Origin of the sequence: Pseudomonas sp. UMAB-08 (assembly GCF_900095225.1) — a bacterium.
GTDB lineage: Bacteria > Pseudomonadota > Gammaproteobacteria > Pseudomonadales > Pseudomonadaceae > Aquipseudomonas.
On sequence record NZ_LT607415.1, the window covers coordinates 409,725 to 429,656 of the forward strand.

16 protein-coding genes are annotated in these 19,932 nt (G+C 59.6%); 5 read left to right on the top strand and 11 right to left on the bottom strand.

Translation table 11 applies throughout. The annotated features are described in order from the left end of the window. Positions 1-65: 65 nt before the first annotated feature. Positions 66-1,940 (bottom strand): bifunctional diguanylate cyclase/phosphodiesterase, encoded by a 1,875-nt coding sequence (locus K0F75_RS05000; protein ID WP_219060734.1) that lies wholly within the window; start codon positions 1,938-1,940, stop codon positions 66-68. A gap of 263 nt (positions 1,941-2,203) precedes the next feature. On the opposite strand from K0F75_RS05000, the gene K0F75_RS05005 reads away from it, so the two are divergent. Further along, entirely contained in the window at positions 2,204-3,580 is a 1,377-nt protein-coding gene (locus tag K0F75_RS05005; RefSeq protein ID WP_219060735.1) for an HD domain-containing phosphohydrolase, read from the top strand. 57 nt (positions 3,581-3,637) lie between these two features. Here K0F75_RS05005 and K0F75_RS05010 read toward each other — a convergent pair whose 3' ends face one another. The 8 genes from K0F75_RS05010 to K0F75_RS05045 all read right to left on the bottom strand — a co-directional run bounded on the left by K0F75_RS05010 (position 3,638) and on the right by K0F75_RS05045 (position 14,543). Next, positions 3,638-4,822 carry a type III PLP-dependent enzyme gene (locus tag K0F75_RS05010; protein WP_219060736.1) on the bottom strand — a complete coding sequence of 395 codons (1,185 nt, stop codon included), beginning with the start codon at positions 4,820-4,822 and terminating at the stop codon, positions 3,638-3,640. Then, positions 4,819-6,582 (bottom strand): IucA/IucC family siderophore biosynthesis protein, encoded by a 1,764-nt coding sequence (locus K0F75_RS05015; RefSeq protein ID WP_219060737.1) that lies wholly within the window; start codon positions 6,580-6,582, stop codon positions 4,819-4,821. Before K0F75_RS05015 ends, K0F75_RS05010 begins: the two co-directional genes overlap by 4 nt. Continuing rightward, positions 6,579-7,724, bottom strand: coding sequence for an MFS transporter (locus tag K0F75_RS05020; protein WP_219060738.1), 1,146 nt, complete (start codon positions 7,722-7,724; stop codon positions 6,579-6,581). The genes K0F75_RS05015 and K0F75_RS05020 overlap by 4 nt, the downstream gene beginning before the upstream one ends. Then, positions 7,709-9,487, bottom strand: coding sequence for an IucA/IucC family protein (locus K0F75_RS05025; RefSeq protein ID WP_219060739.1), 1,779 nt, complete (start codon positions 9,485-9,487; stop codon positions 7,709-7,711). Before K0F75_RS05025 ends, K0F75_RS05020 begins: the two co-directional genes overlap by 16 nt. Next, positions 9,484-10,683, bottom strand: a complete 1,200-nt coding sequence (locus tag K0F75_RS05030; RefSeq protein ID WP_219060740.1) for an acetyl-CoA carboxylase biotin carboxylase subunit family protein — start codon at positions 10,681-10,683, stop codon at positions 9,484-9,486. The genes K0F75_RS05025 and K0F75_RS05030 overlap by 4 nt, the downstream gene beginning before the upstream one ends. 77 nt (positions 10,684-10,760) lie before the next feature. Next, entirely contained in the window at positions 10,761-12,845 is a 2,085-nt protein-coding gene (locus K0F75_RS05035; protein ID WP_219060741.1) for a TonB-dependent siderophore receptor, read from the bottom strand. A 17-nt stretch (positions 12,846-12,862) separates the two neighbouring features. Next, on the bottom strand, positions 12,863-13,633 hold the full coding sequence (locus K0F75_RS05040) for an HpcH/HpaI aldolase/citrate lyase family protein (protein ID WP_219060742.1): 771 nt from the start codon (positions 13,631-13,633) through the stop codon (positions 12,863-12,865). 127 nt (positions 13,634-13,760) lie between these two features. Further along, entirely contained in the window at positions 13,761-14,543 is a 783-nt protein-coding gene (locus K0F75_RS05045; protein ID WP_219060743.1) for an alpha/beta hydrolase, read from the bottom strand. A gap of 127 nt (positions 14,544-14,670) precedes the next feature. Here K0F75_RS05045 and K0F75_RS05050 point away from each other — a divergent pair, with 127 nt between their 5' ends. After that, complete coding sequence (locus tag K0F75_RS05050) at positions 14,671-16,347, top strand: thiamine pyrophosphate-binding protein (RefSeq protein ID WP_219060744.1); 1,677 nt, start codon at positions 14,671-14,673, stop codon at positions 16,345-16,347. A gap of 2 nt (positions 16,348-16,349) precedes the next feature. After that, positions 16,350-17,069 (top strand): alpha/beta hydrolase, encoded by a 720-nt coding sequence (locus K0F75_RS05055; RefSeq protein ID WP_219060745.1) that lies wholly within the window; start codon positions 16,350-16,352, stop codon positions 17,067-17,069. A 42-nt stretch (positions 17,070-17,111) separates the two neighbouring features. On the opposite strand, the gene K0F75_RS05060 is transcribed toward K0F75_RS05055, so the two are convergent. After that, positions 17,112-17,693 carry a hypothetical protein gene (locus K0F75_RS05060; protein ID WP_219060746.1) on the bottom strand — a complete coding sequence of 194 codons (582 nt, stop codon included), beginning with the start codon at positions 17,691-17,693 and terminating at the stop codon, positions 17,112-17,114. 168 nt (positions 17,694-17,861) lie between these two features. Continuing rightward, on the bottom strand, positions 17,862-18,794 hold the full coding sequence (locus K0F75_RS05065; RefSeq protein WP_219060747.1) for a LysR family transcriptional regulator: 933 nt from the start codon (positions 18,792-18,794) through the stop codon (positions 17,862-17,864). Between the two features lie 135 nt (positions 18,795-18,929). Between K0F75_RS05065 and K0F75_RS05070 the strand changes: the two genes are divergently transcribed. Both K0F75_RS05070 and K0F75_RS05075 read left to right on the top strand, forming a co-directional pair. Next, positions 18,930-19,424, top strand: coding sequence for a DMT family transporter (locus tag K0F75_RS05070; RefSeq protein ID WP_219060748.1), 495 nt, complete (start codon positions 18,930-18,932; stop codon positions 19,422-19,424). Between the two features lie 2 nt (positions 19,425-19,426). Next, positions 19,427-19,900: a DMT family transporter gene (locus K0F75_RS05075; RefSeq protein ID WP_219060749.1), complete on the top strand. Its 474-nt coding sequence runs from the start codon at positions 19,427-19,429 to the stop codon at positions 19,898-19,900. Positions 19,901-19,932: the final 32 nt, after the last annotated feature.

Here is a 19,932-nt window from a genome sequence, read left to right on the forward strand (position 1 = left end):
CTGGCTGCCTATAAATGTAGTGGTGCCCCGGCCCTAAATACGCCAGCGATCTCGTCTTGTCCGATTTATTCCTGTCGTGCTGCTTCCAATCGCTCACCACTCAATATTCTGGCGAATGCACATGGCTCTACCGCTCGGCTGAAGAAATAGCCCTGGCCTTCTTCGCAGTGGTTGGCTTTGAGGAAATCAAGCTGATCCTGGGTTTCGATACCTTCGGCAATGATGTTCAGCTTGAGGCTTCTTCCCAGACTGATGATGGCGCTGACCAACGCCGCGTCGTTGCTGTCGGTACTCAGGTCGCGGACAAACGACTGATCGATTTTTAATACGTCGATGGGGAAGCGACGCAGGTAACTCAGGCTGGAGTAGCCAGTCCCGAAGTCATCGATGGCCAAGCGGATGCCCATGTGCTTGATCGCTTGCAGGATCTGGATCGTCGACTCGGCGTTTTGCATGAGCACGCTTTCGGTGATTTCCAGTTCCAGCAGTTCAGGGTTCATTCCGGTTTCTTCAAGTACGGTTCGAATGCCCTCGAGAAACCCCCTCTGGCGAAACTCGGTGGCAGAAATGTTCACCGACATACGAATCGGCGGTAATCCGGCCGCTTGCCACACGCAGGTCTGGCGACAGGCCTCGCGCAATACCCATTTACTCAGTGGGACGATCAGGCCGCTGTCTTCGGCGACCGGGATGAATTCAGATGGGAAAAGCCAACCTTGTCCCGGTTTGAGCCAGCGGATCAACGCCTCGGCGCCGACTATTTTGCCGGTTTCCAGGTTCAACTTCGGTTGGTAATGCAAGACAAACTCGTTGCGCTCCAACGCCAGTCGAATGCCCGACTCGATAGACTGGTGCTCGCGGGCACGCTGGTTCATGGTGTCGGAAAAAAAGCAGAAGTCGCCTGGACCGCTGTCCTTGATGTTGCGCATGGCGGTTTCGGCTTTTTTGATCAGGGTGACGGCATCTTCACCGTCACCGGGGAAGATGCTGATGCCCAGGCTCGCGGTCACACTCAGGTCATGACCGGCGACATAGCGAGGAACCTTGATGGCGGCCAACAACTTCTCCGCAATGCCTTTGGTTTGTTGGGGGTGATGAACGTCGGACAGCACCAGGACAAATTCATCCGAGCCATAGCGAAACACCGAGTCGGACTCGCGTACGGTGTGGATGAGGCATTGAGCAACGAGTTTAAGCATCTCATCGCCGGTGGGATGGCCCAGCGCATTATTGATCCGCTCGAATCGATCCAGGCCAATGAACATCACTGCCAATTGCGTGTCGTGGCGGCGGGACAGGGCAATGGCTTGAGTCAAACGATCACCCAGCAACGTGCTGTTGGGCAGCTCCGTCAACACATCGTACTGGAGCAGATGGGATACTTTCAGCAATTCCTGAACGCGCTCGGCGATGGTTTGCTCCAGGTTGCGCATTTTTGCCGCGGCATCCTGTGCCATTTGCCATTTGACCGTCAGCGCACTGGCCATCTGGCGGATTTCCAGGCTGTCGAACGGCTTTTTCAGAACCAGCAGTTGGTCGCCGAACTCGAGACGTTCGGTCATCGCCTCCCACGAGTAATCGGAGTAGGCAGTGCACAGTGCGATCTGCAACTGCGGGTCGGCTTTCCACAGGTGCTCAATAGTCTCCAGACCATCCCAGCCGGGTGGCATGCGCATGTCGATGAAGGCCAGCGCGTAAGGCCGACCTTCTGCCAGTGCTTGCTTGACCCGTTCAAGGGCTTCTTGCCCCTGATAGGCGGAATCGAGCTCGAAATTTTTCCGAGCGACCTGTACTGTGCCGAAGAGCTCTTCCTCCGCTGCATCAAGAGACTCTTCGCTGTCCGGTTTCGGGCAGAGAATTTTACGAAAGTCCTGATGAATCGATGGCGTGTCATCAATGATAAGCACGCGGCGATTAGCGTGAGTGGCCGGATTGCTCATTCAACGCTACCCGGCAGGTCTGCGTTCAGATGAAAAATATGCATACGGATTTCCCTTCCTGAAGGCGCGACAACGGTTGCGTATACATTGGATACTATTTTGCGGAGCATAGCCCTCGACGAGGCGCTTCGCTGAGAAACCGTAGCTAATGTGCCATCAGTTTGTTAAAAATGCCTCTGCCCTTAGCCAAAAAAGCGAGGGAGCGAGGTTTTTATCATGAAAAACCCGTAAGTGCCCTCAAATGAGTGATGTCAGGTAACGCTATGGATGAGCAATCCGCTTCTGTTTCGGCTTATAAACCCTGCGTGCTGCTGGTGGATGATGAAGAATTCATTCTTAACAGTTTGCGCCGTCTGTTGCGCAGCCAGCCGTATGATTTGTTTTTTGCCGAAAGCGGTGAAAAAGCGCTTGAGTTGATGGCCCACCAGCCTATCGATCTGGTGATGACCGATGCCCGCATGCCAAATATGGATGGCGCTACCTTGTTGGCGGAGATTCATCAGCGTTATCCAGGCACCACACGGATCCTGCTGACGGGTTATGCCGACCTGGACACCATCGTCAAAGCGATCAATGAAGGAAAGATTCATCGCTATATCAGCAAGCCCTGGAACGACGAGGAGTTGCAGCTGACCTTGCGGCAGGCCTTGGAACATCAGCATTCCGAGCGCGAGCGGCAACGCCTGGAACGCCTGGCCCATGAGCAGAATGAGGCGTTGCAGGCACTTAATGCCACCCTGGAAAAACGGGTTGTCGCACGTATGTCCGAGCTGCAACAGACGGCCGACATGCTCGACCTGGCCTATGACGAGTTGAAGCACAGCTACGCGACCAGCACCGAAGTGTTCTCCCTGCTAGTCAATCAACGGCTGCCGAAAAGCAAGCAGACCAACCGGCAAATCATCGATTTGATTCGCACCTACTGCAAGTCCCACCCCATGGACGAGGCGAGTAGCCGCGATCTGGCCATGGCGGCAGCGCTCTACAACATCGGTAAGTTGAGCTGGAGCGACAGCATGATGGGCGCGCCTGCCGACCTGCTGCACCATACGGATCGTGAGCGTTATCGCGGTTATCCGAAACAGAGCGAGTCGCTGTTGATGACGTTGGAGCCGATGCAGGACGCGGCTCAGTTGATTCTTCACCATCAAGAGCGTTGGGACGGCACGGGATTCCCCGACCACCTCAAAGGCGAAGCCATCCCGTTTGGTTCGCGCCTGCTGAAACTGGCCGTGGACTTTATCGAGTTGCAGCGCGGGTTGATCCTCGAACGGCAAATGAACAGTGATGAAGCCCTGGTGTTTATCCGTAAGTACGCCGGCCGTCTTTATGACCCAGGGCTGGTGGAAGACTTCGTTCAGGTGTGCGCCGAGTACTTGAGCGATGTCACCTTGGGTGATCCTACGGTCAAGGTGGTTGGCACCCGCGAACTGTTGGGGGGGATGGTGCTTGCACGCAACCTCAATGCCGACAATGGCATGCTCCTGCTTAACGCGGGCAAGGTACTAAACACCGCGTTGGTGGAAAAGTTGATCGCCTTTGAAGCCATGGAAGGCGCGAAGTACAGCATTTTCGTCAAAGTGCCGGATGAGCTGCCTGCCAACCCCCTCGTGAATGAGCCTGTGCCAGCCACGACGTGATGCACAGTGGCTGGCATGCCTGTGTGGTCAGGTTGTCCTGTTTATGTCGTCAGCTATTTATGTCGTTAGAAACAGCATTTGCGGTGGTTCATGCATCAGAAAGTCCCGGTGCGAAATGTTCCAGGCATAGGCGCCTGCCAGGGTGAACACCAGTAGGTCATCGATCGCCAGGGCAGTGACTGTTTGCTGGCTTGCCAGCACATCTTTGGGCGTGCACAGCTGGCCGACCAGGGTGACCGGTTGATTCTGTAACTGCGCGGGTTGCTGGCCCCGTATCACGACAAAAGGATGGTTATGCCCCTGGGCAGCCGGTGTCCGGAAGTGGTGGGTGCCACCCCGGCCAATGGCGAAGTACTGACCATGGCTGCGTTTGATGTCCAGGACTTGCATCAGGTAGTAGCCGCAGGCCGCGCTGATAAAGCGGCCGATCTCGAAGCGAATGCGCGTATCGCCCATGCCTTCTTCCGCGATCAATGCCTTGAGTCCTTGGCAGAATGTCGTCCAGTCGAATGAGTTCTGCGGGTCCTGGTAATTAATGCCCATGCCGCCCCCGACGTTGAGCAGGGGCAGTTGCAGACCGTGTTCGGCGCAGAGCTGGCTGAAGGTGCGACAGTAGCTGCGGATCAGTCTCAGGTGAGCGGCCACATCAAGCTGATGAGACAACACATGAAAATGCAGGCCCTGGAGCTCCAGCCAGGGTTCGTCACGCAACAGCTTCAGCGCTTCGTCCAATGCGTCTTCGTCCAGGCCGAAGGGGGTCGGTTTGCCGCCCATCACCAAACGGCTGTCGGGTGCCTCGGCCAGTTTCAGGTTCAGGCGCAGCATGACCGGCGCCCGTTGGCGACGTCTGGAAGCGATGCGCGCCAGATTGCGTAACTCGGTCAGGCTCTCGACATGGAAGGCCGAAATCCGGTAGTCCATGGCGATTTCCAGCTCACTGTCGAGTTTGCCGGGGCCGCCGAAAATCAGCGAATGCCCTGGGCATTGCTCGTACAGCCAGCGCAACTCGCCACCGGACGCGGCCTCGAAGCCGTCTACTAGCGGTACGAGCGTGCGGAGGATCGGTGCTTCCGGGTTGGCCTTGGCGGCATAAAACAGCTCACAGTTGGCGGGCAGCGTTTCACGCATGTGCCGAACGTGTTGCTCCAGGGCGACCAGATCGTAGACGTAGGCACAGAGCGGTGTTTGCTGTTGCTCGCGCAATTGGCCGATGGCCAGGGTGACGCGTGTCGGCAAGCTCATGAACCGGCCCTCTCACCAGCAGCGAACAGCGGGCTGGGGAGCGCGGTGTAGCCTGCTTCGCGGTCGGCGCGCATCATCAGGCGGGTCATGAAGTTTTCCTTGCTGGGTAGCGGTGCCCCTGCACACAACTCGCGCAGCTGAGCGGGGTCATCCAGTACCGCTCGTTGTGCCTGCAGCAGCGTGCCGATATGCGCCCACAGTTGATTTTCCAGCCCTGAATCGGCGTTGGCCAGATGGAAGATCGCTTCGCCCAGGTTGTTCACCAGCGCGCAGTAGGCGACGCGCTGCCAGGCTTTATCCTCGTTGTAGTACAGCGAGGCGCGAGTGCGCTCGTTGAGTTCACTGAGTCGTTCCGGTGCCCAATGGCTGGCCACCAGCTTGGTACCTTCCAGGTCACGAATCCAGACCCGACAAGGCAAGCCGTCGGCGTCGAAACCCAACAGCGTGTTCTGCAAGTGCGGCTCCAGCACCACACCCTGACGGAACAGGCAATGCATCACCCCGCCGAGCAGTTGACGGGCGTAGCCGTCGAGCCAGCGCAGGGTCGCCTCGGCCACGTCGAGGCCAAGACGCTCGGCACATTGCTGCACCAAGCGCTGACAAACACTGCGGCCTTGCAGATCCCAGGTGAATAACGCCATGGCCACTTGCGGTTGGTAGCGCTCGCGGGTGGCCTCATCCAGGTTCTGGCGATAGAGGATGCCGAAGCATTCGGTGACTTCGCGGGCCTGCTCCAGGGTGCCAAGACTGCTCAGGTCCAGGGTGCTGGCGGCCGGTTCCGGCATCAGCAGAAAATCCGGAAGTGCGAGGGCCAGCTCGGCCATCACCGGCGCGAGCAAGCGGGTCAGGGCGACCGCGCTGTCCAGTTCGTACCAGGCGTTTTTGCGCACGCAATTGGTCAGGCGCACATGCATCGAAAACTTAAGGAAATAGGCTAGCTCGGGGTGATAAAGGGTGCGAACCGACGAGGTCGGGTACAGCGCCAGACCTTGAGGGCCGAGGTACTCCAGCAGGCCACGCTGTTGTGCGCGACGGACCAGCGGGTCGGCCAGAATCCGCTCGACTTCCCAAGGGTGGCAAGGGTACAGGTCGTTTCGACCACACAGCTGATGCAGGGTATCTCGGGGGTCGTCGCCCTGATGCTGGATCAGCGCCGGATCGACGCGGAACCAGTGCAGTTCGAAGCAAGCGCCGACTTCCGGCGAGCAGGCCAACAGGTCTTTTTGCGAGATGCCTTCGCGGCTCTTGGGGGTTGGGTGCAGGGCATGGCCCCAAATCTGATGCTGTTCCGAGGCCAGCAGGCTGTCAGTCGGTTGATCGCGATCCAGGCTGGCATGGCGGAGAAAGGTCCGGGTGATCTGCAGGCTGTTATCGACCTGCTGCAACATCTCGCCCACACGGTCCGGCCGACTTAACGGCGCGCACAGCAGACGCGCCAGTTCGGTCGCGTTCAACGGGTGCCAGCTGTGCCCATTGCCCTTGAAATAGGGGGCGCTGACAAAGCGGCAACGACCGAGCACGCTCGCGCGGTCGACCCGCACTACCAGTCGCCCGCTGGGCAGCCGGATGCTGATGCACTGGCCATTGAGTTGACGCAGGCTCATGGGCAGATCCTGAGCGCGATAGTCCAGGCTCGCCTCGTCGCGTGGCAGGGCGTATTCACGCAGATAACAATTAAGCAGGGATTCGATGGCGTGCCGTTGGGCTTCACCATCGAGGGCGCGTTCATGCAGGGAAGCGGTGGTCAGAGCAAGGTTCATGCTGGTATCTCCCGCGAGGTCATGAGTAGGGGGCGTGCCAAGGCCATCGCAGCAACGGCGGCCAGACAGGCAACGAGGAAAGGTGAGGCGATGCCGCAAGTCTGACTGACCAGCCCGGCGGTCACGCCGGCAGCTGTGCCGGCCCATTTACCGCTGGCATCGAACCAGCCAAACAGGCGCCCGGCACTGCCTTGGCGGCTGCGTTGGCTCAGGCAGCGATGCAAGCCGACAAAGCCCAGCAACATCCCGGCACCGCTGAGCAGGCGCAGGGCAAATAACGGTTCGGCCTGGGTACTCCAGAACTGCAGGGCATTGCTGACGGCCAGCAGCCCAAGGCCGGGTAGCAGCAGGTTGCTGGCGTGCCGTTGGACCCAAGGCAGGGCGATGAGGTAGACCAGATGCGGCAGGCTGTAGAGCACGCCGATCAGCGCGTCGTTGCCAATGCCCAGTGCTTCGCCGTAAGGGACGAAATAAGGGAAGGTGACGACCATGGCGAAGCTGAACAGAAACTGCACCAGTAACAGGCGTGGCATGTCGGTCGGCAGTTGGCTGAGTGGACCCTCAGCTTTGCTCGCATTCGCCTGATGGCGTGGGGTATCGGCGGGCAACGGCAGGATCATCACGAACGCCAGTAACGGCAACCAGGCCAGGTAGCGATACAGCTCCAGTCCCAACCCTTGCGCCGTCATAAGACCGAGCAGAATGGGGCCGCTGATCATGGCCAGACGTGCCGAATATTGGGTCCAGTTCAGCGCCCGCGACAGGTCGCCGTCCTTGAACTGGGTCGCCAGGTAGGCATTGGATGCGGCCATCGCCCCGCCAAAAGTGCCCTGAATGATCAAGGCCAGCACGAACATCGGCAGGTTGGTACTGAACCCGGCCAGGAGAAAGCCCGTAAACAGTCCGGCATGGGCACGCAACAAGGACAGGCGACAGCCCCGTCTATCCGCCCAGCGACCCCAGAGCGGCGCCGCCAGAGCGGTGCACAGGGTCGGCAGGACAAACAACACGCCGATGCTCCAGCCCGGCGCATCCGGCGCCAGATCGGCGAGGATGCGTGGCAGGTACAACGGAATGCCGAGGGCGGTGAAGGCCGATAAATAGTGGCCAAGCAATACACTGGCGATCAGTCTGCGTTGCACGGGTGCGCCTCCAGCAGGAAGTTTGCCGCGCTGTAGCCATAGAACTTGTTGATGTCCTGGGCGCCTGAGTGGTTTTTGCTGAACAGGCTGCCGGCACTGAGCAGGTATTTCACCGGCAATTTCGGGCTGTCCAGCAACACGCGTCTGGCTTCAGTGCAGTCCAGGCCTTTGCCCTCCAACTGCTCAATGCAATTGATCAGGCGCTGGCGCAAGGTGGCGTAGAGCGGCTCGCGGGGTGCCAGGTCGGCGGCAATGATCGCTTCCAGCACCGCGACGATATTCAGTTGCAAGGTGATGGTGCAGAACATCTCGGCCAGTGGCTGGGCATCGTCGACGCGGATGCGCTCGTCACGCAAGTCTGCAGGACGCTGTGCAAGGTCGGGGCAGGCTGCGGCGAAACGCTTGGGCCAGAGGCGTGCGGCGTCGTTATCTTTCATCAGCAGGCGCAATGGGCGATCAGCTTCGAAGATCAGCACGGCGTTCTGCTGATTGGCTTCCAGCGCGATGCCATAACCCAGCCACAGGCGCAGGTGTACGTGCAGCAGCAGGTCCAGATAATCGTCGAGCCAGCGTTGCAGCGAGCCTTGGTAGAAGCGCTCGATCAGTTGCTCGACGAACAGTCGACCATCGGGCAGCGGGCTGGCGAGGGCAGCGACGGGCACCAGCGTTGCGATGCCCAGTTCGCCGGGGTAGTGACGCGCAATATAGACCAGGTGGCGGCTTTCATCGGCATGCCCGCCATGTTCCTCATCAACGTGCAGATAGCGCATGCCCAGCTGAGGATCTCGTTTGGCCAGTGCTTGCAGCGTGGTCTGAAACCAATGACCGTCATACAGCGTGCTGGGCTTGATCAGGCGCAGGTTGCGGGCGCCCAGGGTGGTCACCAGCAATGGCAGTTTGATGTGCCAGTGCGGTCGCTCGACGCACATCACGGTACGCACCGACAGGGTTGGCTCAACGTCCATAGCGCTGTGCGGTGCCTTGATCGTGCCTTCGGGTAACCCATACGTATCCAACTCCAGCCACGTCAGCGGATGCACCGGCAGCAGGGTATGGCTGGTTTCGAGGCTCTGCTTCAAACCCAGTTCGACAAAGCTCGGCCAATGTTTGGGCGGCGAACTGCTCAACGTCAGGGCCGCGTTCGGCACAGCCAGCCAGTTGAGTTTGAAGCGCGGGGCGAATTCCGGGGCATAGCGCTTGAGGGCCGTGCTGTCGAAGCCACTTTTAGCGCGAGCGGTTGGGTAGTACGGATGGTCCAGGTAACTGGCCAGTCGGTCTATCCCTATCAGGCGTTGGTCCCAGGCGGGTTTACCGAGGATGCCGCTCAGTTCAGTCGCGTGTTCTTGATAGGCCGCATGACATAGCGCGCGATGGTGCACCGCGCAGTCAGCCTCTTTGCGGTACGCGGCAAACAGCTCAAGGCTGGCGTCGTCCAGGCCGTTGCTCAAATGCTCGAGCCAGCGTGCGTAACCGTGCTCGATGAAGACGTGTCCGTTTTGATCGCAGAGCCAGGCATGGCTGGACGTGCTCCAGGCCTGTAAAGGGCCGCCTTGGTGTACCGGCAACCAGAGTTCATCGGCGTCCAGGTGGGCTATGCGCAGCCAGTACGGGCTGACCGTTCCGGGCCAGTGGTCGTGCAATTCGGTGGGCAGGTGCTGGACGATGCCTTGGCTGAGCAGCCCGCGAATATCTTCGCGCAGGCAGCAATCGATGATGCGTTGGCTGATGGCCGCGTGATCGGCATCCTGCGCCACAACGTTCATGCCATCACCCAGCGCAGATCGGCCAATGTGGCGGCAAAACGTGCGTCCAGGCTGGCGGTATCCGGGGCGATCAGGCGCAGCACGCCCAGATAATCCTTGTTCGAGTGACTCACGTGAATGTCGTCGCCAATCTCGCGCAGCGCACGGTAGTCGCTCCAGTGATTGTCCTGCTCGTAACGAAAACTGCTGGAAGCCTGCTGCAAGCGGCCAGGTGTGTCGGCGACCAGGTAATGCACCAGCGCTTCGGCCAGGCCGGGCAGGGCATCTACCAGTGGCTCACCAAGGTGCACGGCAAGGATGCGGTCGAACCAGCCTTGGGGCAGCAGGCGGTCGAGAAGGAACTCGCGGCCGTCGCCGATGCTGCGGTAGTTGATTTCCACCAACACCGGTCCTTCGGCGGTGAGAATGAATTCGCTGTGGCACACGCCGAAATTGATGCCGAAAGCAGCGACCTGAGCCAGTGCTCCCGCCCGATGCTTAGCGCTCAATGAGCCGTTCCAGCGCGCAGCGAGTTCGACGAAGTGCGGGGGTGGCGACAGGCTGACATCAAAACCGCCGATGGCTTGCAACCGCTGACCGTCGCCGAGTGTCTCGAGGGTAAACAATGGGCCTTCCATGTAGGCCTCCAGCAACAGCGCGCGACCGGGTTGTTGTTGCCAGAACTGCGTGCAGTAATCCGCCAGTTCTCGGGTGCTGTGACACAGGCGGACGTCCAGGCTGGCGACCCCTTCGCGTGGTTTTACCACCAGCGGGAACGGGGCCTCTTCGGGCAGCACGCTGCCGGCAGTCAGCACCTGGAACCACGGGCCGGGCAGGCCCATGCGCTGTAACCGTTCGCGCATGGCCGCCTTGTTTTTTGCTGCATAGCACAGCCGCCAATCCTTGCCGGGACAGTCGAACGTTTCTGCCACCACTGCGGTGGCGGTTTGCAGGTGATCGCTGTTGGAAAACACGGCGGCGGGGCGCAGGCCATGAGCGTTGATCAGTTCAATCACGGCCAGAGGATTGAACACGTCGCACTCGAGGATCAGTAAGTCCTGTGCGGGAAAGTCGGACGTGGCGAGCAGGCGCCGATGCTCTTGGGCATGGTCGCTGATCAGCACCACTGACAGTCCGCGCTTGCGGGCGGCGGGCAGGAAACCTTCGGTAACGGCGGCGTGGGTGACATGGCTGAGGATGACGAGAGGACGGTGCATGGCGAGTTTCCTGGGGGCAGCAGTCGCCCGTCCCGAGAAGGTTGGGCGACTGGTTTTACAGGGGCGCGGGTGCGCAGTTAGAAGCGGTAGTTTGCGCCGAGGGTGAGGGCGCGCTCTGGGGCCGGCTGGCGACCCCATGGGCTGGTGTCGATACCGCGGAAATAGTATTCGCGGTTGAACAGGTTGCTGATACCGGCTGAAGCGGTCAGCACGCTTTTGTCGTCAAGCTTGAATTCGCGTTCCAGGGCTGTGTTGAAGACCCAATAGGCCGGTAGCCTGCCAACCGACGCACTGGCATTTTCATCGCCACTGTTGGCGGCATCCGTGTAGGCGCTGCTGACGTAAAGGCCGTCGAGGCTGTAGGTCCAGTGCTGGGCGAAGTGATAACGACCTTCGGCGTTGAACTGATGTTTGGACGCGAAAGGTACTTCGTTGTCTTTGTATTGACCCGTGCGCTGCTTGGCATCGAGGTAGGCATAGCTGGCATGCAGGTCCAGATCAGGGACCGCCGACGGGGTCCAGAACAGTTCAGTCTCGATACCCTGATGGCGAGTGCTGCCCAGGTTCACGTAGCGGTCGGTAGTGGCGTTGTATTCGATCTGGTCGTCGAAGTCGATGCGGTACAAACCGACGTCGACGCGCAGGCCGTCCCACGGTGTGTAACGCACGCCGGTCTCATAGTTCCAGGCGATTTCCGCGCCCACGTCGCCTTCTTTGACGATTTGGGTGATCTGCGGTGGACGCAACGAGCGCTGGGCGTTGGCATACACGAACCAATCGTCGTTCGCCTGGAAACCGACGGTCAGGCCGGGCAACCATTCTTCGGCCAGGTTGCTGTGCTGGAAGCCGGTGATCCCGTCGCTGTAGTCCATTCGCGCGTTTTCGTAGCGAATGCCCGGGGTGATGGTCAGGCGTCGGTCGAACAGGCTGATGGCGTTGCTCAGGTAGGCGGCTTTGGCTTCGTCGTTGAAATGCCAGTCACGGAAGACGCTGGTCACGCCAGTGCTGAGGGCTTCGCGATCAACCCGGTAATCGATGTCTTCCTTGACGTAGCGGGCACCCAGCACCCAGGTTTGTCCCACCTTGTCACCGTCGATGCTCATGCTCAGGCGCGGTTCGCTGCCCCATACTTTGAAGTCACGCGGACCGTCCTGCTGGGTCACTGCGGTACCGTCCGGGGTGAATGGCAGGCCAACGACGAAGTTGCGGTAGCTTTTGTGGGCGAAGTTGGTCCAGCTGAACTCGACTGAATCGAAAGGACCCATGGCGCCAAGCTGTTGCGTGTAAGTGCCCCAGACCCGGTCCGTATCGCCTTCGAATCGGTCCAGTGGCCGGGTCGACTGGCGCGGATCGTTCTTGTAGTCCTTGACGCTCAGGGCGCCGGCCAGGTCCATATCGGCCTTGTAGTGCTGCACGCCAAAACTCAGTGAGCGGTCATCATCGATGTTCCATTGACCCCGCAGACGGTAGTTCTGGATGTCGGTGTCGGAGTGCTCGCGGCCGTACTCGCCCTGAACGGTATTGACGTCCAGTTGCAGGCCGAAGTTGTCGGTCAGGTAGCCACCGGTCCCCAGGTAGGTGTCGAACAGCTGGCGACCACCGGCAGCGAAGGTGGTGCGCTCCTGAATAGTGGTCTGCATTTCATGGGGGATCGGCGCGCTGATGAAGTTGATCACGCCGCCGACGTTGTTCGGGCCGTACTGCACCGCTGCGCCGCCGCGCACAATGTCGACGCGATCAATCGTTGCCAGGGTCATCGGAAACAGTGACAGCCCCGTCTGGCCATAAGGTGCCAACGCCAGAGGAATACCATCGGACAAGGCCTGAATGCGTCCGCTCCGGCTCTCGTATAGACCGCGCACGGAAATCTGCGGCAAGGCACCCGTGCCGGTCTCATCGAAAATTTTGACCCCGGGCACGCGCTGCAAGGCATCGTCAATCCCGCGGACACTGCCTTTGCGCAAGTCGGCGGCGTCGATCACGCTGCGGCTACCGGAGTAGGTCCGCACTTCCGGATCGCTGGCGGTACCGAGCACGTCACCCTTGATCACCATGGGGGCGAGCGAGTAATCGGCAGGCGGGTCGTCGGCCAGTACGGTTTGGCAGATGCTCAGGGAGAGCAGGCTGAAGGGAAACGCAAACAGATAGTTTGTTGTTTTCATCTGGACTTCGTTCAGGCTCAGTTGGGAAATTGAAGGCTGTTCAAGCGCGCTTTCAACGCGTTGTGCAGCAGGCCGCGGTCTTCACCAGCGAGAAAGCTGCGAATCCCCCGGTCACGCCACCAGGCCTGTTGTTCGGGCGAACGTGGATTTGCGCAAAATGGAACGCCAGCGGCGGTGCAGGCATCGGCCATGCCTTGCAGGGCTTGCCAGACATGCGGGTGCAATGGATCAGGGCCCAGTTGCAAATCGAGGGCGAGGTCGAGCGCGCCTTCTAGCACCATGCCAACGCCGGGCAGCGCGAGAATGTCGGGCAGCGCTCGAAGCCCGGCGGCGCTTTCGATCATCGGTACGATGGGTGTTTGGCGGTTGGCCAGTTCGATGTAGTCGGGCAATGACACATGGCCAAAACCAGTGATGCGACCGCCGCTGATTCCGCGCTTGCCCAGCGGTGGGAAATACGCCGCTTCCAGGGCGCGGGCGACTTCGTCGGCGCTTTCGACACGCGGCAGAACGATGGCTTCGGCGCCTGCGTCCAGCGCACGGCCAATCAGTTTGACGTCGACTTCCGGGATACGCAGCCAGGCCGAAATCCCTGCTGATTCGCAAGCACGTATGCAATGCATCAGCTCATCGCCGGACCGCAGCAGGTGTTCCATATCGAGAATGACGAAGTGATAACCGGCGCTGGCAATCATTTCGCACAGCAGGGGGGAGGGGACTGAGTTGAGTAAACCATAGACGCTTTCGCCGCTTTCAAGGCGAGCAAAAACTGGTGACTTCCTGATCACTGGGCGCATTCCGTAATGTGAAACATGTCGCCAATGATAATCGTTATCGTTTGTATGTAAAGCTCTTATTTACCTGGGCGGATGCTCAAGGCCTGATTCTAGACGGCTGAAATGCCCAGCCAGGCCTTCATAGCCCGTCTCGCAGCATTTGCAAATACTGAGGGCTGTCGGAGATAGAGTTGTGGTCTTTGCCGGGGATGACCTGCAGCGTGGCCACACCTTTGGCGAAGTGTGTGTGGAGTTGTTCCGTGCTGGCGCGGGGAATGATTTCGTCTTGCCCGGCCGCGATCAGCAGTGTCGGCACGGTGATGAGTGGCGCGTAACGCCAGGATTCAAACGTGTCCCGCATAACCCATTTCACCGGGAACAAGGGCATCCTGCTTTGGGCCAGTTGCACGAGGCTGTTATAGGGGGTAATCAGGATCAGTCGCGATGCCGGGCGTTCGCTGGCGAGGCGAATGGCGACGCCCGTGCCGAGGCTGCGCCCCACAATCGCAACGTGGGGGTGGACGGCGTGGACCTTGTCGAACAAGGCGAGGGCGTCACGGTTAATTGACTCCTCGGAGGGCGAACCGGTGCTGCCCCCGAAGCTGCGGTAGTGAAGCAGATAAAGGGCCTGATCCGGGAACGCTTGCGAAAACGGCAACAGGTTCTGAGAAACATCCTCGGCATTGCCCCCGAAGTAAATCAGCGCATTGGGGCTGGCACGTGGCCAGACCGAGACCAGCACCTTTGCATCCGGCTGCGAGAGCTCAAGAACCGTCGAGGGGCTGCTCATGGAGCGAGGTTGCGGGAAATAGATAAGCGAGCGTTGAAACACGAGCAGCAGGACACAGGCCAGCACGTACAACACGGCGGCCAATGCCAGCAGTGAAATCAGGATTCGCGCGATGCGGCTAATCATTGTCATGAGCGCCAATCACCCTATAGAGTCAACCGTTCTGCTGAGGTTAGTCGAGTGTCCGCACTTGGATGTCCGGAATGCTTTTTCATCGCCCTGTTCCTGCCGGAAACCCGTCACAAGGAGCTTGAAGTCTATGCCTGAACTCATCGAACCCCGCAGCGGCGGGAAAATCCTGGTAGAAGCGCTGCTGCGCAATGCCGTGGACACGGTCTATTGCGTACCCGGCGAAAGCTATTTGCCGGTGCTCGACGCCCTGCACGATGCCCACTCCATCCGCACCATCGTCACCCGCCATGAAGGCGCCGCTTCGAACATGGCCGACGCTTACGGCAAGCTGACGGGCCGGCCGGGCATCTGTTTTGTCACCCGTGGCCCCGGCGCCACCCATGCGAGCAATGGGGTGCACACGGCCAAGCAGGACTCCACCCCGATGATTCTGTTCATCGGCCAGATCGAAAGTGGCTTCAAGGGCCGCGAGGCCTTTCAGGAAGTCGATTACACCCAGATGTTCGGCGGCCTGGCGAAATGGGTGACCGAGATCGATAGCCTGGAGCGTATTCCGGAAATCGTCGCCAAGGCGTTCAGCATTGCACTCTCCGGGCGCCCGGGGCCGGTGGTGATCAGCCTGCCGGAAGAAGTGTTGTTCGGCAGCGGTCTGTGTATCGACGCGCCGCCAGTGCGCGTTGCCTGTGCCGCGCCGGACCCGGCCGCAATGATTGAGTTGCGCGAGCTGCTCCGTGTCGCTCGCAAGCCCTTGGTGGTGTTGGGTGGCACGGGTTGGGATGCCGAGGCTTCCCGGGCGATCAAGCATTTCGTTACGGTAAACAACCTGCCGGTGGCGGCTTCGTTCCGTCGCCAGGACCTGTTCGATAACCGTGATCCGCATTATGTCGGTCAGTTGGGCCTGGGCATCTCGCCCAAGCTTGCCGAGCGCCTATGCACCACTGACCTGTTGTTGGTGATCGGCTCGCGCCTCAGCGAAACCGTGTCCAATGGCTACACGCTGATCAAAAGCCCGGTACCGACGCAGCCACTGGTCCACGTGCATCCCGATCCGCAAGAGCTGGGGCGGGTGTATCAAGCCCGATTGCCGATTGTGTCGTCCCTGCGCGGTTTTGCTGCTGCACTGACGCAACTCGAGCCGCTGACCGAGCAGCCGTGGACGTCCTGGACCGAAACCGCGCGGGCTGATTACGTGGAGCATTCAACACCGCCCCAGGCTCACCCGCAACTGGTCGGCGTGGACATGGCGCACGTGGTTGCACATTTGAACGATGTACTGCCCGACGACGCCGTGATCAGCAACGGCGCGGGTAACTACACCGTCTGGGTTCATCGTTTCTACCGCTATCGGCAACCGGGCACTCAGCTGGCGCCTACCAACGGCGCGATGGGGTACGGTTTTCCCGCAGCGATTGCCGCCAAACTACGCAACCCTGAACGCACCGTGGTCTGCTTTGCCGGCGACGGCTGCTTCATGATGTACCCACAGGAGTTGGCGACCGCCATGCAGTTCGGCGCACCGCTGGTGGTCATCGTCGTCAACAACGCCATGCTGGGGACCATCCGTATGCACCAGGAACGCGAGTACCCCGGCCGGGTGTTGGCGACCGACCTGGTCAACCCTGACTTTGTGGCCTTCGCCAGATCCTTTGGTGCTTATGGCGAATTGGTCGAGCGCACCGAAGATTTTGCCGATGCGTTTCAGCGTGCCCGGCAGGCGGGCGTTCCTGCGTTGATTGAGTTGAGTACGGACCCACGGCAAATATCGCCCCAAGTGCGCCTCTTTGACGGGCCGCGAGAGCATTGAAAATGATTAAGCTTTGGACCGTGTTGTTTATGTTGGCATCGACGGCTGCCCATGCCGACACAACACTGCACACCGACCTGCCGTTGAATTACATCGAGCAGGCCGGCCCCGACTCAAAAAATAAACCGCTTATAATTTTTCTCCATGGCTCTGGCAGCAATGAAGAGGACCTGTTCGGCATAAAAGATCAACTGCCTGACGACTACACCTATCTGTCGGTGCGGGCACCGTTTGAGGTCGAGTCAGACAGCTATCAGTGGTTCAACAAAAAGGCGGGCGAGGGTGATTACGATGGCGAGACGGATGAGCTGAAGAGTAGCGCAGGGAAGATCGTTGCTTTCATCGCCAAAGCCACCGGGAAATACCACACCCAGCCTGACAAGGTGTTTCTGGTTGGTTTTAGCCAAGGGGCAATCATGAGCTACGAAGTTGCCCTGCGCGATCCCGAGGTCGTGCGTGGGATCGCGGCGTTGAGCGGGAAGATTCTGCCGGTGTTGAAGGCTGAATTGAAGCCTGCCGACACCCTCAAACAGGTGGCTATTTTTATCGGTCATGGCACCGCAGACCGAAAACTTCCTTACGTGGGTGCAACCGACGCAGATACGCTGCTGAAAAGCCTGTCCCTGACCCCGGAGTTTCATGCTTATCCAGGCATTGGCCATACGATCAGTCAGACCGAAATAGTGGACCTGAACAGCTGGTTGCAGCAGATCAATCAATGACGCCTGGACGCTGAGCCTCACTCGCTTCACAGGCGTATCAGTTCATTTACCACCGACGATTTGCTTGATCAGTTTATCGTGCCCAGCCTGGTCGTCCGCGCGGAATATGACCTGAACCACCGACATGTGAGTGCCCGAACCGGCCAGGAAGGTGGTGCTGAGGGTCCTGCCGCCGCCCATGGTGGCGGTGCTGTCGATCTGGCGCACGCCTAGACCTTTGAGGGTCAGTTTCTTCTCGCCGAGCTGCTTGAAGTCAGGAAGGCCTGCGATCTGCTGTTTGAGAAAGCCGGCAACCGCGCCGTCGAGAAAATCCGCGTCATTGTCTTTCGCGTTCACCCCAGCTTGCAGTGGGTGTTCGACGGCGATGACCACGCTCTTCGTCGCTTTATTGACGTACATCGTTCCGGTTTCACCCGCAGTGCCGCTGGCTTCATCACCCGCAGGCAATGGGTTGGCGACATAGCTGGCGGGAAGTTTGAATTCGAATTTGCCGCCGAGTGTCGATACTGTCTGCATCGCCGGTTTGTGTTTGGTCGGCGCAGTCGCCGCGTAGCTGTTCATCCCGCCCAGACTGGCCGCCATCGCCAGGATCAACACAGCGGCCTTCTTAACGAAAAAAGACATTTAATCTCTCCTGATTGATTGCGCGCAGCGCCTTGTGGGCGTCGAAATGAATGACGCCACCGCGCATTGATGGGCCCGTGAAGGTGCGAAAATACCCTGCGTCGTTATTGCTGGGAAGTAAAAGCTGCGGGGAAGTAAAAGCACACGGCTATCCGAAAGACACATCGTTCAACGGTCCCAATAGGGCGTCGGTCCAAACCGCTCGACAAAGAAATCGATCACTGTTCTGACTTTGACCGAAAGGCGTCGGCTGGTCGGCCACAGGGCCGCGATCTGTTGGGGTTCGAGGCTGGTCGACACTTGAAACTCGGTCAGTACCGCGTGCAGCGTCCCTTTGTGCAGTGCCTCGCCAATCAGCCACGAGGGAAACATGACCAGGCCCATGCCGAGTTCGGCGGCCTGGGTCAGGGTTTCGGCGTGATTGCCGGTCAGTGGGCCTTTAACGGTGTAAGGCACCCAATTGTCCTGGCCAAGGCGAAAGAACCAGCGTTGCTGGCCGGTCATGCCTTTGTAGGCCAGGCATTGATGCGCGGCCAGCTCATCCGGGTGCTGCGGTGTGCCGTGGCGTGCCAGGTACGCCGGGCTGGCGGCGAGCCGATAGCGTTGCGGGGCGAGGATGCGCGCCTGCATGCTCGAGTCATTCAATACGCCGATGCGGAACAACAAGTCTGCGCCTTCCTGCAAAGGATCGACGAATGTGTCGGTCTGCTGCACGTCGAGTTGCAACTTCGGATAGCGGCGACACAGCTCGGCCAGCCCAGGCGCCAGATGCCGTTGACCGAACACCACCGGAGCGTTGATCCGTACGAGACCGCTGGGTTCACTTTCCTGCTCCTGCAAGGCCCGCTCGGCTTCCTCCAGTTGCGCGAGTACCAGGCGGGCATGGTATTCGAGCAATCGACCCGCCTCGGTCGGCGTAACGGCGCGCGTATGGCGATACAACAGTTGTTGTTGCAGCGCGCTTTCCATCACCTGGATTTGCCGCGAAATCGAGGAGGGCGCCACACCTTCACGGCGGGCAACCTCGGAAAAACTCCCTCGATCAAGCACGGCCACGAACAGGCGCAGCGCCTTGAATCCCAACTCGTTGAAACCGTGCATGATTAATCCTGCTGTGCGAGTTTCGCAAAAGTACTTTGTGAATAGTCCCATTTTACGCAAAGGACGATCAACCCATACTTCGCACCCTCGGCAAGGCCCTGGTCTTGCCCCTCGATTTTTGTAGAGGCGCACCTGATGCACGTCACATCGCTGGAAAACGCTGTACTTGAAGATCAGGACCGGCACGCCCGGCTGAAAAAGCTGTTGCTGCTGCCGCTGGTGATTCTCGCTGGCATGGGCCTGTCGGTCGAAGCCGGATTGCTCGGTCCATTGGGCGTGCAGGTCGGGCACTTGTGGGCAACCCTGAGTATCTTCGGTGTGGGTGCAGCCCTTCTGTTCTTGCTGACGCTGCTCAGTGGGCCGCAAAAGGGGCCCGCGTTGTCTGAGTTGCCGCGCTGGCAATTGCTGGGTGGGTTCCTCGGGCCGATGTATGTGGTGGTCCTGACATTGGCGACGCCCCACATCGGCATCGCGATGACCATGATTGCCATTCTTTCCGGCCAAGTGGGTAAAAGCGTGTTGATCGACCATTTCGGCTGGTTCGGTGCTGCCCGCAAACGGGTCAATGTTGAACGCTGGGTGGCTTTGATACTGATTCTGGTGGCACTTATTCTGATCGCGCGAGGTTGATGATGAACTTGACTCTATTGTTGATTCTGGTGGTAGCCGCTGGCGCCGTTCTAAGTATTCAGGCCGCTATCAATGGTCGTCTCGGAGAGGCTGTGGGTGTATTGCGCAGCAGCTTGCTGACCTTCGTGGTGGGTGCTGTGGTCACCGCACTGCTTATCCTGTTCTTCGAGCCGGCGCATTCCATTAGCGTGCTGGATGTACCGAAATGGCAGCTCGGCGGTGCCTTTTTCGGGGTGATCTACATGATGGTGATGGTCGGCGCCGTGCCACGGGTGGGTACGGCTGTAGCGACCGTAGCGGTGATCGTCGGCCAACTGGGCATGGGCATGTTGATTGATAACTTTGGCTGGCTGGGTAACCCCGCCATCGAGTTGTCGGGCAGCCGTATCCTGGCAATGGTCTGCCTGGGGCTTGCCTTGGTCTTCATGTACCGCAGCAGTGCGGCCGCGCCGGAATCCGCCGATAAAGCGCGATGAACTAAGTTGTTATTGGAAGGGACCGTACAAAC

Coding starts and splice junctions, on each gene's coding strand:
- K0F75_RS05030 (WP_219060740.1), bottom strand. CDS start 10,683: ATGCACCGTCCTCTCGTCATCCTCAGCCATGTCACCCACGCCGCCGTT.
- K0F75_RS05065 (WP_219060747.1), bottom strand. CDS start 18,794: ATGCACGGTTTCAACGAGTTGGGATTCAAGGCGCTGCGCCTGTTCGTG.
- K0F75_RS05010 (WP_219060736.1), bottom strand. CDS start 4,822: ATGAGCTTGCCGACACGCGTCACCCTGGCCATCGGCCAATTGCGCGAG.
- K0F75_RS05075 (WP_219060749.1), top strand. CDS start 19,427: ATGAACTTGACTCTATTGTTGATTCTGGTGGTAGCCGCTGGCGCCGTT.
- K0F75_RS05000 (WP_219060734.1), bottom strand. CDS start 1,940: ATGAGCAATCCGGCCACTCACGCTAATCGCCGCGTGCTTATCATTGAT.
- K0F75_RS05045 (WP_219060743.1), bottom strand. CDS start 14,543: ATGACAATGATTAGCCGCATCGCGCGAATCCTGATTTCACTGCTGGCA.
- K0F75_RS05055 (WP_219060745.1), top strand. CDS start 16,350: ATGATTAAGCTTTGGACCGTGTTGTTTATGTTGGCATCGACGGCTGCC.
- K0F75_RS05005 (WP_219060735.1), top strand. CDS start 2,204: ATGGATGAGCAATCCGCTTCTGTTTCGGCTTATAAACCCTGCGTGCTG.
- K0F75_RS05050 (WP_219060744.1), top strand. CDS start 14,671: ATGCCTGAACTCATCGAACCCCGCAGCGGCGGGAAAATCCTGGTAGAA.
- K0F75_RS05015 (WP_219060737.1), bottom strand. CDS start 6,582: ATGAACCTTGCTCTGACCACCGCTTCCCTGCATGAACGCGCCCTCGAT.
- K0F75_RS05035 (WP_219060741.1), bottom strand. CDS start 12,845: ATGAAAACAACAAACTATCTGTTTGCGTTTCCCTTCAGCCTGCTCTCC.
- K0F75_RS05060 (WP_219060746.1), bottom strand. CDS start 17,693: ATGTCTTTTTTCGTTAAGAAGGCCGCTGTGTTGATCCTGGCGATGGCG.
- K0F75_RS05025 (WP_219060739.1), bottom strand. CDS start 9,487: ATGAACGTTGTGGCGCAGGATGCCGATCACGCGGCCATCAGCCAACGC.
- K0F75_RS05070 (WP_219060748.1), top strand. CDS start 18,930: ATGCACGTCACATCGCTGGAAAACGCTGTACTTGAAGATCAGGACCGG.